This window comes from Alkalihalophilus pseudofirmus, from assembly GCF_029094545.1.
GTDB classification, from domain to species: Bacteria; Bacillota; Bacilli; order Bacillales; family Bacillaceae_D; genus Alkalihalophilus; species Alkalihalophilus pseudofirmus.
This window is the reverse complement of the sequence record NZ_CP117835.1, coordinates 2,017,765-2,033,635: the sequence shown is the minus strand read 5'-3', so window position 1 is coordinate 2,033,635 and position 15,871 is coordinate 2,017,765. Positions and strand designations below refer to the sequence as shown.

General features: G+C 36.0%; 16 protein-coding genes and 3 pseudogenes. 13 read left to right on the top strand and 6 right to left on the bottom strand.

Going from position 1 to position 15,871, the window contains the following annotated elements; all coding sequences use genetic code 11:
* Positions 1–60 precede the first annotated feature (60 nt).
* A complete protein-coding gene (locus PQ478_RS10935; RefSeq protein ID WP_289236908.1) occupies positions 61–960 on the top strand; it encodes an alpha/beta hydrolase family protein in 900 nt (299 codons plus the stop codon).
* A 2-nt stretch (positions 961–962) separates the two neighbouring features.
* Here PQ478_RS10935 and PQ478_RS10930 read toward each other — a convergent pair whose 3' ends face one another.
* Positions 963–1,571, bottom strand: a complete 609-nt coding sequence (locus PQ478_RS10930) for a CBO0543 family protein (RefSeq protein WP_289236907.1) — start codon at positions 1,569–1,571, stop codon at positions 963–965.
* 136 nt (positions 1,572–1,707) lie between these two features.
* Here PQ478_RS10930 and PQ478_RS10925 point away from each other — a divergent pair, with 136 nt between their 5' ends.
* From PQ478_RS10925 to PQ478_RS10915, 3 genes are all read left to right on the top strand, one after another.
* A complete protein-coding gene (locus tag PQ478_RS10925; protein ID WP_289236906.1) occupies positions 1,708–2,283 on the top strand; it encodes a TetR/AcrR family transcriptional regulator in 576 nt (191 codons plus the stop codon).
* Positions 2,284–2,346: 63 nt separating this feature from the next.
* Positions 2,347–3,282, top strand: a complete 936-nt coding sequence (locus PQ478_RS10920; RefSeq protein WP_289236905.1) for an SDR family NAD(P)-dependent oxidoreductase — start codon at positions 2,347–2,349, stop codon at positions 3,280–3,282.
* Between the two features lie 392 nt (positions 3,283–3,674).
* Positions 3,675–4,466 carry a TerC family protein gene (locus PQ478_RS10915; protein ID WP_289236904.1) on the top strand — a complete coding sequence of 264 codons (792 nt, stop codon included), beginning with the start codon at positions 3,675–3,677 and terminating at the stop codon, positions 4,464–4,466.
* 48 nt (positions 4,467–4,514) lie between these two features.
* On the opposite strand, the gene PQ478_RS10910 is transcribed toward PQ478_RS10915, so the two are convergent.
* The gene (locus PQ478_RS10910; protein ID WP_289236903.1) at positions 4,515–4,706 is read right to left on the bottom strand and encodes a hypothetical protein; all 192 of its coding nucleotides are present in this window, start codon (positions 4,704–4,706) and stop codon (positions 4,515–4,517) included.
* 226 nt (positions 4,707–4,932) lie between these two features.
* A complete protein-coding gene (locus tag PQ478_RS10905; protein ID WP_289236902.1) occupies positions 4,933–5,112 on the bottom strand; it encodes a hypothetical protein in 180 nt (59 codons plus the stop codon).
* Positions 5,113–5,247: 135 nt separating this feature from the next.
* On the opposite strand from PQ478_RS10905, the gene PQ478_RS10900 reads away from it, so the two are divergent.
* The 3 genes from PQ478_RS10900 to PQ478_RS10890 all read left to right on the top strand — a co-directional run bounded on the left by PQ478_RS10900 (position 5,248) and on the right by PQ478_RS10890 (position 7,997).
* Positions 5,248–5,781 carry a GNAT family N-acetyltransferase gene (locus PQ478_RS10900; protein WP_289236901.1) on the top strand — a complete coding sequence of 178 codons (534 nt, stop codon included), beginning with the start codon at positions 5,248–5,250 and terminating at the stop codon, positions 5,779–5,781.
* Positions 5,782–5,885: 104 nt separating this feature from the next.
* Positions 5,886–6,647 (top strand): PAS domain S-box protein, encoded by a 762-nt coding sequence (locus PQ478_RS10895; protein WP_289236900.1) that lies wholly within the window; start codon positions 5,886–5,888, stop codon positions 6,645–6,647.
* An 885-nt stretch (positions 6,648–7,532) separates the two neighbouring features.
* Positions 7,533–7,997 carry a DinB family protein gene (locus PQ478_RS10890; protein ID WP_289236899.1) on the top strand — a complete coding sequence of 155 codons (465 nt, stop codon included), beginning with the start codon at positions 7,533–7,535 and terminating at the stop codon, positions 7,995–7,997.
* A gap of 288 nt (positions 7,998–8,285) precedes the next feature.
* On the opposite strand, the gene PQ478_RS10885 is transcribed toward PQ478_RS10890, so the two are convergent.
* Positions 8,286–9,734, bottom strand: coding sequence for a polysaccharide deacetylase family protein (locus PQ478_RS10885; protein ID WP_289236898.1), 1,449 nt, complete (start codon positions 9,732–9,734; stop codon positions 8,286–8,288).
* A gap of 844 nt (positions 9,735–10,578) precedes the next feature.
* On the opposite strand from PQ478_RS10885, the gene PQ478_RS10880 reads away from it, so the two are divergent.
* Positions 10,579–10,812, top strand: coding sequence for an SDR family oxidoreductase (locus PQ478_RS10880; protein WP_289236897.1), 234 nt, complete (start codon positions 10,579–10,581; stop codon positions 10,810–10,812).
* Between the two features lie 30 nt (positions 10,813–10,842).
* On the top strand, positions 10,843–11,439 hold the full coding sequence (locus tag PQ478_RS10875) for an NmrA family NAD(P)-binding protein (protein ID WP_289236896.1): 597 nt from the start codon (positions 10,843–10,845) through the stop codon (positions 11,437–11,439).
* A 726-nt stretch (positions 11,440–12,165) separates the two neighbouring features.
* Here the strand turns inward: PQ478_RS10875 and PQ478_RS10870 are convergent.
* Both PQ478_RS10870 and PQ478_RS10865 read right to left on the bottom strand, forming a co-directional pair.
* Positions 12,166–12,561: a hypothetical protein gene (locus PQ478_RS10870; RefSeq protein WP_289236895.1), complete on the bottom strand. Its 396-nt coding sequence runs from the start codon at positions 12,559–12,561 to the stop codon at positions 12,166–12,168.
* A 92-nt stretch (positions 12,562–12,653) separates the two neighbouring features.
* A complete protein-coding gene (locus PQ478_RS10865) occupies positions 12,654–12,833 on the bottom strand; it encodes a hypothetical protein (RefSeq protein WP_289236894.1) in 180 nt (59 codons plus the stop codon).
* A gap of 198 nt (positions 12,834–13,031) precedes the next feature.
* Here PQ478_RS10865 and PQ478_RS10860 point away from each other — a divergent pair.
* From PQ478_RS10860 to PQ478_RS10845, 4 genes and pseudogenes are all read left to right on the top strand, one after another.
* Positions 13,032–13,613: pseudogene (locus PQ478_RS10860) on the top strand (LXG domain-containing protein); the annotation flags it as partial.
* 876 nt (positions 13,614–14,489) lie between these two features.
* A pseudogene (locus PQ478_RS10855) lies at positions 14,490–14,915 on the top strand (T7SS effector LXG polymorphic toxin); the annotation flags it as partial.
* The gene (locus tag PQ478_RS10850) at positions 14,915–15,355 is read left to right on the top strand and encodes an SMI1/KNR4 family protein (protein WP_289236893.1); all 441 of its coding nucleotides are present in this window, start codon (positions 14,915–14,917) and stop codon (positions 15,353–15,355) included. The pseudogene PQ478_RS10855 and the gene PQ478_RS10850, both read left to right, overlap by 1 nt.
* Before the next feature lie 7 nt (positions 15,356–15,362).
* Positions 15,363–15,824: pseudogene (locus PQ478_RS10845) on the top strand (YrhA family protein).
* Positions 15,825–15,871 lie beyond the last annotated feature (47 nt).

The following is a 15,871-nucleotide window of genomic DNA, read 5'->3' as shown; positions in this document are numbered from 1 at the left end:
AATATAATAGGAGCTCACCATGAGAAAACAGTTATAATGTAAGAATTGGGGGTGAACTAGTTGCTTAAAATCGAACAAGCTGAGGAAATACAACTGCCCGTAAGAGACGGGACCTTACTAAGCGGTCATTTATTTAAACCAGAAGGCAGCAAGAAATGGCCATTAATCATCTTTATAACTGGTTCTGGCAGCTTGTCTTACATAATGGATTGGCAAAACGATTCGTTTTATTTATGCCGGACATTCGCGGCAGTTTGTTTAGCAGAGGGGTTTGCTGTATTACTGGTTGATAAGCGCGGAGTAGGTGGTTCAAAAGGGAAGTGGCAAAAGCAAAGCTTCTACGACAGAGCAGAGGATATGTATGATGTCATTAAATTGATGGAGAAGCGCCCTAACCTCTCGGAGAACCAAATCAGCGTAGCTGGTCATAGTCAGGGAGGGTGGATTGTTCAGCTGCTTGCCTCAATGTACCCAAATGATATTAAGTCAGCACTCAGTATCGCCGGTCCAGCCTACAGTGTGCGTGAGCAAATGGTTGATAATATGGAGTCAGAATTGATTATGAAAGGATACAGACGGTCGGTGAAAAGGCTGCTTTTTCTGTATAGTACGAGCCTTACCCTTTACCACTACGTGTCAACATTCGTTAAAACAGGTTTCATAAGTAACATACTGAGCTATGATGCAAGAGATGTCATTCAAGCCATAAAGGTACCGACTTACTTTGCCTTTGCAGAAAATGATCACCTAGTTCCATTAGAGAAAAATGAACCGCTAGCACGTGAGTTACTGAAAGATGTAAACATACCATGGGAAATCAGGGTGACAAAAGGAGTCAATCATAGCTATGCCAGCTCTGCAAAATACCAGACATGGGATGAGATCGAATCCAAAGCAAGCCCCGGACTTGCAGACTTAATAAGTGATTTCTGCAAATGGACAAGGAAGCATACGCATTAATATTATTCCTCCACCAATTCTCTCTCAAGTTTTGCGTTCCGATGCATCTTAATAAAGACATTCGTAATCAATTTAGAAAATAAGAAGATGACCACATATAAAAGGAACAAGTGCACATACGTTGTTCCGTTATGCAGCTCAAAAAATAAATGCATGATCAAAAGCGGCTTAACAATGAATGATAAGAAAGCAGACAAGAGAAGGGAATAGAGATAGAAATTCTTATGATGGTTCAACGTCCATTGATAAACGAGCATAAAAAGAATTGGGACCAGTGCTGCTTCTAATGAGACATTTCCGGATAGAAAGGGAAGCAACTCAAAAGGGTATCCCCAAAATCCCAACCTGTCCCCTGCAGAGTCGATGTAACCGAACCACACGTGAATATTAAACCCGTAAAACCCTAATAAGAACATTCTCCGCCTGTCAATTACAAAGTACAATACAATTAAAGGCGCCGCAAAAAACAGCAGAAAAATCACCCAGAATTCAAACGTCGCAAAAGACGAATAAAGGTTCCAGTATTCCATTTCTACTTGCGAAAGCTCAACTTTTGCCGTTTGTATCTTTTTATATAATGTCCGCTGCTCTTGATCCATTACCTTTTCCACAATTTGCACCCCTTAACTGATAAATGACAATGTTAGTTTTCACAAAAGGAAGGGATATATGTAAAGATATGGTTGAAAGTACCTAGAAAAACATGTTAATATTAATTAACCAGTGGTCAATAATGTAAAGGAGTAGATGATGACACCAAGAAAATCGTCAAAAGAACTCAATAAACAATTAATAATTGAAGAAGCAAGAGAGCAATTTGCTCATACAGATTATCAATTAGTATCAATGCGAAGTATAGCTAAGAAGCTAGACTGTACCCATGGTGCTATTTATTATCATTTTGAAAATAAAGCTGCCTTATTCTATGCAGTAATTGAAGGTTATTTCCAACATTTAAATAAAAAGATAGAAGAGATTATCACAAGTAATGAGGATCAAAAGGAGAGTCTTCAAAAATTATTTATAGCTTTTATTAAATTTGGTTTAGATCATCAAAGACCATATGAGTTAATGTTTATGACTAGAAACAATGAGGTAGATGGCCTAAACCATGAGTCGGCTAATCATTGTTATCAGAACTTCGCTCATGCTATTCATACTCTGACTAATCATCATGTAACGATGCGAGATGTATATTCAATTTTTGTTTCTCTACATGGCTTTATTTCCCATTACAGAGGTTTTGCTGAAGGGTATAAAGAGGCCGAAGATGCCGCTTTGGTGCATATTGAGTTTATACATAAAGCTCTGCGTCCTTTTTAAAAGGACATTCTTTTTTTAGTTAATTGACCACCGGTTAATAAAAGGCAAAGGAAGTGAATGGGAATGAAAAAGGTATTAGTTGCAGGAGCAAGTGGAGGGATAGGGAGTGCTATCGTTTATGAATTACGTGAAAGAAACATAAACGTTATTGCATTAGCAAGAGATGAAGATAAGCTCAATCATCTATTTGGCAAAGACACCGGGGTCAAGGTTGTATCAGGAGACGTATTAAACCAAGAAGACCTAATTTCAGCATCAAAAGGGGTAGATATTATTTTTCATGCTGTCAGCTTTCCGTATCCAAAGTGGGGAAAAACTCATATCCCCTGTATAAATCATATGGTGAAAGCAGCGGAGAAAAACCGAGCTAAGATTGCATTGGTTGATAATATTTATGCATATGGCAAACAACCCGAAAATCTTGTCACAGAAGAAGCAGTTAAACAGCCTCATACTACTAAAGGGAAAATCAGGTTTACTATGGAAACCATTCTAAAAGAAAGTAATGTTGATACACTTATTGTTCACATGCCAGATCTCTATGGACCCCGCGCAAACAACACCCTTCTTCATGAAACATTAAAGAATGTAGCTAAAATGAGAAAAGCAAACTATATTGGCGATCTGAATAAAGGCCGTGAATTTTTATATACAAAAGATGGAGCAAAAGCGCTGGTAGAGCTTGCCATACGGAAGGATACGTATAATCAAAGTTGGAATATACCCGCTATGCATCCGATAAGCGGGAACGAACTAATGGAAATATTCAAAGAAAACAAGAATTACCAAAAGCCACTAAAATCAGTTTCAAAGCGCATGATAGCCTTTTTAGGAATCTTTTCACCATTTATGGGAGAACTTGTGGAGATGATGTATTTAACAGAACAGCCTGTTATATTAAGTGGAGAAAAATACGAAAGCACAATTGGGTTGCTGCCAAGAACCTCCTACAAGCAGGGGCTCAATGAAACGATAAGATGGATAGAAGAAAGTATATAAATCACATAAATTCTTTGAAATATGTAAAGCAGAGATGCACTCGATTTATTAGAGCAACCTATTCTTCAAAAAATACAATTGACACTAAAAGTAAACCACCATATATTATAAATATAACTTACTTTTCAAACACAATTACACTCCAAAGGGGAGTAGCTAACAGTTTGGTCGACAATACGTGATGGTACATCACCGGCTTAACTGGCAACATTTATGTTGTTTGCGAGACCTTTGCCAATATGGTAAAGGGATACATGATTCAAGACCTTTACCATTATTTGGTGGAGGTCTTTTCATTTTTCGTGGAGAGGAATAGAAATGTAGGCTTAAATTTTATCAATCTATCAAAAACAAAGAGATTAAAAAAGCATAAACAGGAGGAGAAGCTATAATTGGAAGCGGCTTTATTAATTGAATATGGATGGGTACTATTAATCTTAATTGCAATCGAGGGTATATTAGCAGCGGATAACGCATTGGTCATGGCTACAATGGTGAAGCATTTACCTAAGAATCAGAGGAAAAAAGCGTTATTATATGGATTAGCCGGGGCCTTTGTGTTTCGCTTTGGATCGTTGTTTTTAATTTCGTACCTTATTCAAATTTGGCAAATTCAAGCGGTTGGTGCAGCGTATCTAATAAGTATTGCTGTGCATCACCTTATTAAGAAATATGTCTTAAAGCCGTATGTAAATAAAAAGATAAAAGAATCAAAAGGGTCCGGGTTTTGGATGACCGTTTTAAAAGTAGAGTTAGCAGACGTTGCTTTTGCAGTAGATTCTATTCTTGTTGCTGTGGCATTAGCTGCAACCCTGCCTACAACAAACCTCCCTATCATTGGGGGCTTAGATGGCGGACATTTCACCGTCGTACTTGCCGGTGGCATGATCGGATTAATCATAATGAGGTTTGCAGCTAGTAAGTTTGTTGAATTACTTGATAGAAGACCAGGATTAGAAACAACCGCGTATGTAGTCGTTGCTTGGGTAGGAGTGAAATTAGCTGTTTATGCTTTGTCTCACCCGGCACTGGCAGTGATCTCACACGAATTTGCAAAGGGGACGACGTGGAAATTCATTTTCTGGTCAGTTCTTTTAACCATCGTTGTAACCGGATGGTTTATGTCTAAAGAAGAAGAAGTGAACGAAGCAGACGCCAGTCCCATTTCAAATACTCTTAAGTAACCATATATATAAACCAAAAGCATACCAGGTTATCCGCTGGTATGCTTTTTATTCTTTCGCTTTGTTATGCTTGCTCCAATCATACGGCACCATACACAATTTTAAAAAATGGATAAATAAAAACATCCAAATCCCTGTAAAAATATTCATCATCCAAGTAATCTCATCGCGAAACAAAAATTGATACGAGCAAAACAATAAAACATATGTAAATGAATAGAGGAGAGGTTGGTTAAACAAAAGATAACCTCCTTAACACAAAATCAAGTCTCCTTAATCTTCTTAGTACGTTTAAAGTAATCAAAAATATCAACCACCCATAACATGAATATATAGCAAGCAAATAGAATGGTCAGCATGCTTAAGCTCAAGTCAAAAATCCAATTCAACAATAAAACGATAATTAAATAGCTAAACCCTAGTATGGTACGCACATATTTACTTTTTATATAACACCTCACACACATTATGATTTCTTCTTACTCCAGTCATACGGCACCATGCACCAATTTATAAATTTAATGATGATATACATAATAATCGCCACCATGATATTATCAAACCAAGTAATCTCGTCACGGAATAACGCTTGAAAGAGAGTAAGAATGATAAAATAAATAAATGGAAAATAGGTCATTTCCTTCAACAAATTAAACCTCCAGTTAATCTAGTCAATATTGGTAGTTTACCAAAAGCATAGTATTTTTACAAAATAATAGAAAATTCATGATAAGCTTATTTATACATGAATAAGAGACATAGTATGTATGGGGGATATTTAATGGAATTTAGCAGTCAACGACTAACATTACGACTATTTCAAAGCAATGACTTAGAAGATGTATATGACATTTATAAAGATGAAGAGACATGTAGATATCTGTTGCATGATAACTGGACAACCGAGAATATGCATGAAAGCTTTAATGAGAAAGTAAGAAATACCCTGCTAGAAAAAGGAAGTACTCTTAATCTGGCAGTAGTGAATAACAAAAAAGTGATTGGTGACTTAACTGTATGGTATACAGATATGAGGGATACGGTTGAAATAGGATACTGTTTTTCTCCTCAAGCTGCAGGAAAAGGGTATGCAACCGAAGCAGTTAGCCTTTTATTAAACAAGCTGTTTAGTGAGTGGAATGTGCACCGAGTCCAGGCGAATATGGATGCACGAAATACGTTATCTCAAAGGCTCTGCGAGAGAGTGGGCATGAGGAAAGAAGCACATTTCATAAAGGATTATTGGAATAAGAATGAATGGACAGATAGCTTCGTCTATGCAATGTTACATACTGATTTAGAGGAAGCAAAGTGACTGGTTAAAAAAGAGTAATAAGATAAACTTTTACTAACCCTATAAATGCGAACCCTTGTATATAACGACTGTTTAGTTTACCCTTTGTAAAGGGGGCGAATGTTATGAATGAGAGTATTGAAGGTATTGATTACAAGGAAGTTATTGAATATGCACTAGATCCGCTAATTGTTCATTCACAGTTAAAGATTATCTATATTAACGAAGCAGCAGAAAGTTTTTTTAGAGCTTCGAGGGAGGAAGTAATTGGGGCAAGTCCTGTCGATATATTCAAAGAAACCTCTAAACCCGCCATTATAAAAAGAATATCGGGAGCTTATAGTGAACCGGCAGAGCTGATTGAGGAAACGATCTATAAAATGGATGGAACTTCAGTAGAGGTTGAGTTATATTGTCACCCTATTATGATAGGGGAAACAAAAGCCATTCAAACGTATGTAAGGGATCTCACTGAAAGAAAACAGCTAGAAGTAGTACAAAATGAAATGAGTAAAGAAATAAATGAGATAGCTTCCAATATAGTCCCGATTTTAGAAGGCATTGCTATTCTTCCTTTGGTTGGAGCCATCAATCAGGAGAGGGCAACGCACCTCTTAGAATTGGTGCCAGTCAAGGTTCAAGAGCAGAGAGTAACCTGTTTAATTATAGATTTTTCAGGGATTTATCAACTTGATAATTTAGTAGTAGATTCTCTTTTCAAATTTAATAATGTACTAAATTTGATAGGTGTTAAGTGCATTTTAACAGGGGTAAGGCCCCAATTAGCCATGCAAGCAGTTGAACTTGGCTTTAACTTAAATAACCTAATTACTTTTTCCACTGTTAAGGATGCTTTAAGCTTTTTACAGGAAAAGAAAACAAATTGAAGTGAAGATTTGTTCAAACATCTCTTCCTAGCCAGGCCGCTATTCCTAAAGGATTAACGGCCTTTTTGATGAATAGAATTTGTGGATAGAAAGATATAGCGCACTAGATATGCATAGAAGGTGTTCTATGAGAAAAACTTTTATATACTTAATTACAAATATAATGTAAATGTTCAGTTAGTACGGAAATTAACTCTCCTTAATGGTAAAATTTACAAATAGAAATTGGGTTTTATCATTATAAACAAGGAGGTACTACATGGATACGTTATTTTATCAACTCATAGCTATACTATTTCCTATTTCTATAATTTTTTTAGTGGTCTGGGTTATAAGTACATCCATAAGGAAGAGTAAACAATTAAAGCGCATTGAACAAAAGCTAAGTCACATTGTAAATGATAAAACGAAAGAACATTAGTATTGCGGCTTAAAATAGCGATGTAATGCAATATAAGACAGTTCGAGATTCCCTATTAAAATAGAGCCGTTTCAAAAACGTTGTATCGCCTGTAATGTAGCTAAAATTTTTACCTCATCGGATTCTTTGTAAACTAAACTAAATACTTTCCTCTAAAATAACCTAATTAACGTGCAGGAAACCCAAAATAGAGATACCCATCATATGACTGAATACCTACATTAGGAACAAATGAAACTATCATAGTGATAATGAAACTCACAATCCATAAGTACTTCTTATAATTTAATATTTATATACCCCTATTCAATTTAAGTTTTAAATTACCAAATGGTATTATAATCTATTATTTAATAAAAATATAATTTAAATATAAAAAGGAGTCTAGATCAGGAATAACTTCCATATACAACAAAAAAATTCACTTAAAGTAACAGACATAAGAGTTTAACAAGGGGGTATTTATGAGTTGTGAAAGTGTATTACACCAAATTGAAGTAGCGTTAAAAACAATAATTGAAATAGTAGATAATATAGAGGAAGAAGACCTACAAAAAAGACCGACACCTAATAAGCATTCTATCGGGGAGCTATTAGAACATATAGCATTAATATGTAAAGCAGATTGGCATATTTCAAGAGAAGCAACACAAGAAGATATGCAAAGTTTTTATGCAGGAGTATCATATAAAACCTTAGATAAACTTAAAGACGGTTTACTAGCCAATTTTTATACATTAAAAAACAATTATATGAATTTATCCGCGGAAGAACTAAATTCTCAAACTACTTCATATTGGGGATTAACTTATACGATGTATGAATGGTTATTAGAGATATTAGCACACGTCTATCATCATAGAGGGCAATTACATGCTATGCTTGTCCATTGTTATAACAAGGACCCTAAAATCTTAATGTTTGAATAATGCTTCTTCCATTAAAGGGTGCGATTGCTTAATAAAGGGTAATCGCTTCTTCTTGTTGAAGTTAAACAAGCGTAGAAAAAATAAAAGGAACAGTTTTTTACTGTTCCTTTTGCTCATTAAACTTGAGCACGCCATAGTTTAATTTTAACCTTCAATTCAGGCATTCCTAATTTAGTAATTCAGGCATATAATAGCTGTCTAGCTCTTGGACAGATGCCTACTATACTTTTATGAGTATAAATCATTAAGCAGAAGCTTTGCGACAATCAGCAACCTCTATCAAAATAGTTAATATTGATAATGTGGTCCGATTTCATCCGCTCTTTGATACAACAATTCTGAGACAGTAACGAACTCATATCCTTGCTCATTAAGGCTTTCCAAGATGATAGGAAGGGCAGCTGCCGTAGCTTGATGAATATCATGCATCAAAACGATGGCACCATCGTAAATGTCTTCCAAAACTCTTTGAGCTATCTTATCCTTGTCTCGAGTCTTCCAGTCAAGTGAGTCGATTGACCAGAGAATGATAGGGGTACCTGCATCTTTCATAACGTCTACCAAAAGGTCATTATAGGCACCATAAGGAGGCCTCATAGTAGTGGGACTGAAACCTACCGCCTCTTTAATATGAATGTTGGTCTGTTCCAGTTCACCACGAACTTTTTCATCGTTTATTGACGTCAAATCTGGATGATTCATGGAATGGTTACCAATTTCATGTCCTTCCACGGCGACAGCTTGGACAAGAGAAGGGTAATACTGAGCTTGAATGCCCAGCATGAAAAAAGTAGCCTTCGCATCGTAACGGTTTAGTGTCTCAAGCACTTGTGGAGTCACACTGGGATGTGGACCATCATCAAAAGTAAGGGCGACGTATTTTCCTTCCGGGTCCAACTTCGACCACTCTTGTACATCTATATCTATTTGCTCGTTTACAGTTTCTGCACTAGCCTCTGACTGATAAAAAATATCTTCATAGATGTAAGGTGTTATGTCATCAAGAGGTATGTCTAGCTCAATAGCCCCTACAAAACCCGGTGCAATCTCATATTCATCAAAATAGAGAGAGAAATTATCTTGATTCAAGGACCACATCCACTCATCAGGCGATTTCAACAACGTATTTAGTTGATCTTCAAACAGTACATCCTGAAGCATCTCCTCTTGATGGAGTTTATTTATGATAATTTTCTGCACTTCTTTTGAGTAAGCACTTAAATTGATGACATCATTCACTTCCAATAGGCTTCCATTGGAAAGGTCTACAGTAAAGGTTTGAATTTCTTCTTTACCGTTCGCTCCTCCGAGGTAATAATACATTGAAAAAATAAAACTATATATATCATCCGTTATTCTTTTTGTATCTAGTTCTATAGTCAGATTTGATCTAACTTGATGAGACTGATCTTTAACAGCTGTTGTAAAGTCTTTTTCCTGTTCTGTCACCCAGTCCATTAAGATTGAATTAATGGATTCATTTTTTGTCTCAGGCAAAGCGATTGAGTACGTATATTCATCCGTATGTTTAGTACGAACTAGAACATCTAGTCCTGGAAATCTTCCAGAGTAATCGTCACTATCCTTTATCACACTGGCATTAGCCGTTTCTTCTAATCCATTCTTATCTAGATAGCTAAAAAAGTTTAAAGTACTACCAGTTACAATTAGTAGTAGTATTAGAATAATGGTCCAACCAGGCAATTTAATTCTTCTTATAATACTTCTTCTTTTCATTGATATTCAAAACCTCTCCTAAAATTAATAACATTGAGAGATATTATCACATAACTGTACGAAAGTCACCTTCATAAAAATTACATTTCCTACTTTTTTAATAATTCTACTTTAGGCTATTAAACTCGGAACCACATTTGTATCGTTTATTATCATTACATAACTTCTCGACCTCATCCATGTAGTGTAATGTTAGGACGGTACTAAAAAGACTGTCGACAATATTAGTTTTAGCAACCGACCTGGCGAAGTAATTGGCATGTAGACCAACTGGTATAATATTATGCAAGGTATTAATTTTAATAACATGAAAACAAGAGTCACTGTATTATCACTTTCCAGAGAGAAAAGAACAACTTACACTTAGATCACTAAAGAGGACTTCAAAGCTTCTTACGAATAAAATTTTAAAGGGTTTGGAAAAATATATTGAACCAGTTAAGGCTATTCAATTTTCTATCGGAGACACAACAGACAAACTTGATAAAGAGGGGTTCAAAGGCGGGGTTCCAATAGCTTCCATTGCTCTAGACACCGTCTAATCTAGTGAAAAGTTGAGACTAGCATGTCAATCAACTTATGGTGAGTTTCAAGATTCTTTTACTCAAAAGTTAATAAATGGTGGGGAAGATTAAGATAGAGCAAGAGAGCTGGCGGTTCATGTGATGATAGAAGGGGCTCTGATTGTATCTTTTACCATGAGAAATAGTGAACCATTATGTGTCATAGCTCTACAAATACTAGTTCTTTTTAAATCGAAAAACTGGTAACCAAAGTACATCATTATACAGACCGGTCTAATTTATTGTATCAATAAATAACTTTTATGTAAGTGATGGATTTGATGAGAGTATTAGTGGTAGGGGCATCTGGTAATGTTGGTACATTTGTCACAAAAAATTTATTGAAAATGGGAGAACAAGTCGTTGCTGCAGGAACAAATGTCAAAAGATTGCAAGATATGTTTGTTGAGAAAGTAGATCCAGTGTTCTTTGATCTTTCCAAGAAAGAAACTTTTAACGCAGCTCTTGAAGAGATCGATAGGGTAATCCTAATGAGACCGCCACATTTAGGTTAACCGGAGGATTTATACCCTTTCATTGATGCTATGAAAGCTAATCAAATTAAGCTGGTTTCATTTCTATCTCTTATGGGAGTGGAGAAAAATCCAATTCCACCGCATCATAAGATAGAAAAGTATATTGAACAATCTGAGATTCCATATGCCCATATACGCCCAGGTTTTTTTATGCAGAATTTATCGGGTATTCATGCTAAAGAAATAAGAGAGTTAAAGCAAATATTTATTCCTGCAGGAAACAGTAAAGCGAGTTTTATTGATGGGGAGGATATTGGGCTTGCAATAGCAACCATACTAACGAATCCTAAAAAATATAAGAATACAGCCCACACCATTACAGGCAGAGAAGCTTTAAGCTATTACCAGGTTGCAGAAATATTAAGTAAAGTGACAGGTAGAAGCATTACGTATGCTAAACCGGGATTCCTTAAATATAGAAAGTATTATATACAAAAGAGAAGCCTGGATAAGGAGTATGTAGATGTGACGGTAGCACTCTATTTTATGACGAGAATGGGAACAGCAAAAGCAGTTACCAAGGATTTTTTGGCATTGACAGGTAGAAAACCTCGTACTTTTGAAGAATTCGCTAAGGCAAACTTACAAAGCTTTAAGCAAGAATAACTATCTAAATGGAGGAATAGAAAGTAGATATTTCCATGACATACTACCAGTACTAAAAAGAGGGATTTATTATTGTTAGTACAATATAAAGAAAGAGACCGAGCTTATACATTTATATTTTAAAAAAGATGGAGATTGCTAAAAACACTTCTAATAGCGTACATTACCTTTCAAAAAGAAATGAGCTCCGTCAAGAAGAGATTGATAAGTTTACTACTATTCATAAGAACAACGGAAGGTATTTTATTGCTGGTTCCAGGTCAATGGTAAGTTCAATATCTATTCACCTTCAAAATAATGGTGTTTCTATAAAGTTTCTAAAGAAGGATGTCTATTTTGGCTTTAGTTAATTCAAACGATTTACTCCCCTATAAGGAGGGGTAATATTTTATAAGTAATGGGTATGAAGTTTATATATAGTATTGGAATGGATACAAATAGAAGAGGGTAGTGCTGTTTTGAAAATGGCTTGTTTATTAAGGAAGTGTCCTTATCAGTAAGGAATGGAAACAGGAAGCAGCCCTTACTCAAAAACTGTTGGACGTGTTGACATATGCATCAATAAAAACTAATATCAGTATTTTTACAGGCTTTCGTTTGTTTGGATAAGTAGATTTAAGCGTAGGTATCATCATCAGTATGATTATCTTAGCTATAAGAGTAAAGGGAGCGGATACAAAATAAAGCTCTTAAAAGTAAGTTGTCCTTTGTTGAACAAATCCGTCATTACTCGCCCTCGCCTCTTAACTGCTCCCCATTCCCCGTTTGGATTTGGTTTAAATAATAACGCTCTTGACCAGGTTCACTTAAGGAAGAAATGCTAATTAGATAGCTTTGGTCTGTTTCAATCAAATTGTAAACGTTAGCATCTTTTATATACACTTTGAATTCTTCACGACTTTCTAGATCTTCTTCTACATCATTATAGCCAATAACCCACATCTCCATGTACTCACCTGGTTCAATATAGAAATCTTTTTCCTCCACGTAGAAAACTCCAAAGGTATGAGAGATATAGACTAACCGATTATCTTTTAGCTGTTGATTTACGAAAAAGCCTATCACACAGCCAATTACAACCAAACAGATGACGAGTAAAAACAACTTCTTATTACGGGTCATAAGCCACCTCGCTCGATCTTAAGTTTATCTATCCTATTCACAGAAGATAAAAGAGAGCACCTGCTCTTTATCAATACAAAGAAATTGATTCATTAATTCTTTTTATCCCAATTGTAAGGGACCCTGCACCAGTTTATAAATGACATAAGAATAAATACGATGAATCCAATCGTTAGATTCTCGATCCATCTCATTTCTTTATCTAGAAAATATTGAACCAAGCTCATGATTACAAAGTACATAAATGAAAATCTCATCGCTTGCTTGAGCATACAAAACCTCCTAATCTTGTTAAAAAATACAATAACATAATAACATCCATAATGTCTTCTGCTTCACTGATGAAGCAGCAGAATAGTTTCAAAACAACTCGTTCTACCAATATCCTCATATATTCCTATTTTATCCAGATGTCGAATGTACTAAGATAATAGGTAAAGTATTCCTTTTTGGCTTAATAGAGGTGATGTATGAAAACATTAGACGTGCCTGGCTTACATAGTGGTATAGATGAAATAAAAACAAAGATCGAACATCAACAAGAACAGCTTAAACAAATTGAAACATCCGTAATGGGTATCGTCCGTTTAAGTGACTCCTTAAAAGGAGAGGGAGGGACGGCCATTCGGCGTTTCTATCAGGAATGCCATCTTCCGTTTATCCAATACTTAACCGGGACCCTCGCACAATATGAGCAGCTTCTTATGCAAATGAAGTCCTCGCTGCAAGCACTTGAACCAGCATCAAACGGTAGAATTCAAGAGAGTTTCCTTGAACAAGAAGTCGAAAACGGCCTAAAGCAGGTTGAGCTCGTCACAACCGCACTCACCAACCAAACGAATGCGACCATGCAAAAGGTACAAGATATCGTCTACCTAAAGCCGCTGCAAGACGATGAAGTCAGGCAATATGTACAAAAAGCCAAGCAAGAAAAAGACCAAACGCTAGAGCAGCTGCATCTATTTGATTATGAGCAGGCGGCAGCACTAAGCCCTGTTGAAACTGATACCCATATGATGCAATCCTATATTAAGGAGATTCAGGCAATGTTTAAGGGAGGAGCAGGGCTAAACCAAGGGTCGATCAATCTGATGATCAATCATTCCTCCCATATGCTTTTAATGAATAAGCTGTCTCAAAGGAATATGGCGCCTAACTTGCTACATACGAATCAGCTAAACTCCTTACATACGAATTGGCAGGATCCTATTACCTTTGACCAATGGTATAATCCTTCCTGTGCGAAGCCTGTTGCAGCAGCAAATGCCACCGCAGAAGCTGAAGACACCGGCGGATTTTTTAAAGGGGCATGGCAGGGGATTGCGAAGGCTTTCACAGATACAGTAGATGGGATTAAGCGTCTAGTGACAGAGCCGGTGGAAGTGCTGAATGAAACCGTTGATTTTATTACCGATGTAGCAGATGATCCAAGCCTACTCCTTGATATCGGTCACGATTTATGGATCTCGTTTGATGAGAATGTGATAAACGGAACGGCATCAACTAGAGGAGAATGGATCGGCTATGCATCAGCCATCATAGGCGGGTCAATTCTTGGTGATAAAGGATTAAGCAAAGTTTCACAAGCCAGTCGTCTAGGTCAGCTAGGAGGCAAGCCTGGTTATTCATCCCAACATCAATTACAATTACAACTAGCCGCACAAAATAGGTTAAATCAAGCCACAACTGCAGCGACAAATGCAAGAGGACTCACCCACATACGAGAGCTAATCCAGCAGTCAATGAACAGAGCCGGAGCAGCGGTTCAGCAAATGACACCAAACGCAGGCTTACAACCAGCCCTAGCTGGAATCCCACATAACGTCATCAATACAAACGGGATGAGAAACCAGCTAGGTGAGATGAACCAAGCGAACTTGATTAAGGTAGAGCAAGGAGCTGGGGTACGGAGTGGTAAAAGGGTAGATTCTCAGACAATAAAAAATTATATAAGAGATATGGAAGGCAGAACAGGAAGGGAATTACCCAAAAATCAAATAGAGAATTTGAAGGCTGCTTTAAGAAATAAAGAATATAAAAAAATGTCTCCAGTTGAAACAGCAAAGCACAGGGTAGTTTTTGATAGAGTAAAAAACAAAGTTATCAAAGATTGGGAAGTAAACACAGGACAACAGTGGCCAGTGTATAACGAAAATGTAATTTCAGAAAAAACAGGTAGAATTATTCGGAGAAAAGGAGACAAATATGATGCTCATCATATAATTGAAAATACTTTTGGAGGAGAACACGAATGGTGGAATATGCACCCTGCAAAATTCCCTACTGAGCATCAAGCTGGAATTCATGGATCAGGGTCACCAGCTAATATACTTTTTAAAGGAGTTAAACAATAATGAATTATGATTTTATTAAGGTAAACGAAGAAAACACATTCTATTCAGTGTCTAAAGATGAAATTAAGGAGGTTGAAAAGGAACTTAATTTAAAATTCCCAAGAGAGTTAGTCAACTTTCTTAATGAGATTGGTTACGGTTTTATTAAAGGGTCAGAGTATAATATTAATCGTATTATGGACCCTTACTCAATAAGAGATTTCCGTTTAAGAGTTAATGATTTTGAGTTCTATCCTGACATTGAAATATATGATGCATTTGAAAATGACAAACTAATATTTTTTGAAGGTAGTGAATCAGCTTTAATGTCTATAGAATTAAATAAAAGCAACACGAATTCAATTTATTATTATGACATTAAAATTGCAGACTCTCTTAAAGAGTTTTTAAGTAAGATAGAAATTAATGATCAATATTACTTAGATTTAATTACAGATTAATTAAGTCATGACTCCATGGAAAGAATTGTTAGCAGAAATTGAAAAGATTGAAAAGAAAGACGGAAGTTCACTTAAGAAGCGAGCATCACATACAGAGATAATAAAAATGAATCAAGGGATTCAGCAGAAATTCGGGAATATGGTATTACCTGATTCGTATGAGAGATTTTTAAAAACTATAGATGGATTAGATTTTAATGGATTAGTAATTTATGATGTTGATAAAGGTCTACTTGATAATGAATTAAATGAAGACATGCCTGGTTTTATCGAGTCAAATGAACTTTGGTATGAAAATGAATGGCAAAAGCAATATATATTCTTTGGAGATTCTGATACAGCATGGTACTGTTAAGACTCAATAGGGGGTGCTTATTTAGAACTCGATAAACCTTCTGGGACTGTTATCCAATCTTACGAGAGTTTTGATTCTATGATCTCTCATGCACTTGAGACAGCTCTGTTATAATTGCTGTTCGTAGGCATCAGCCATTATGTCATTTAAATTCCAAATAG

Coding starts and splice junctions, on each gene's coding strand:
- PQ478_RS10925 (WP_289236906.1), top strand. CDS start 1,708: ATGATGACACCAAGAAAATCGTCAAAAGAACTCAATAAACAATTAATA.
- PQ478_RS10920 (WP_289236905.1), top strand. CDS start 2,347: ATGAAAAAGGTATTAGTTGCAGGAGCAAGTGGAGGGATAGGGAGTGCT.
- PQ478_RS10900 (WP_289236901.1), top strand. CDS start 5,248: ATGGAATTTAGCAGTCAACGACTAACATTACGACTATTTCAAAGCAAT.
- PQ478_RS10895 (WP_289236900.1), top strand. CDS start 5,886: ATGAATGAGAGTATTGAAGGTATTGATTACAAGGAAGTTATTGAATAT.
- PQ478_RS10890 (WP_289236899.1), top strand. CDS start 7,533: ATGAGTTGTGAAAGTGTATTACACCAAATTGAAGTAGCGTTAAAAACA.
- PQ478_RS10885 (WP_289236898.1), bottom strand. CDS start 9,734: ATGAAAAGAAGAAGTATTATAAGAAGAATTAAATTGCCTGGTTGGACC.
- PQ478_RS10880 (WP_289236897.1), top strand. CDS start 10,579: ATGAGAGTATTAGTGGTAGGGGCATCTGGTAATGTTGGTACATTTGTC.
- PQ478_RS10875 (WP_289236896.1), top strand. CDS start 10,843: ATGAAAGCTAATCAAATTAAGCTGGTTTCATTTCTATCTCTTATGGGA.
- PQ478_RS10870 (WP_289236895.1), bottom strand. CDS start 12,561: ATGACCCGTAATAAGAAGTTGTTTTTACTCGTCATCTGTTTGGTTGTA.
- PQ478_RS10865 (WP_289236894.1), bottom strand. CDS start 12,833: ATGCTCAAGCAAGCGATGAGATTTTCATTTATGTACTTTGTAATCATG.
- PQ478_RS10850 (WP_289236893.1), top strand. CDS start 14,915: ATGAATTATGATTTTATTAAGGTAAACGAAGAAAACACATTCTATTCA.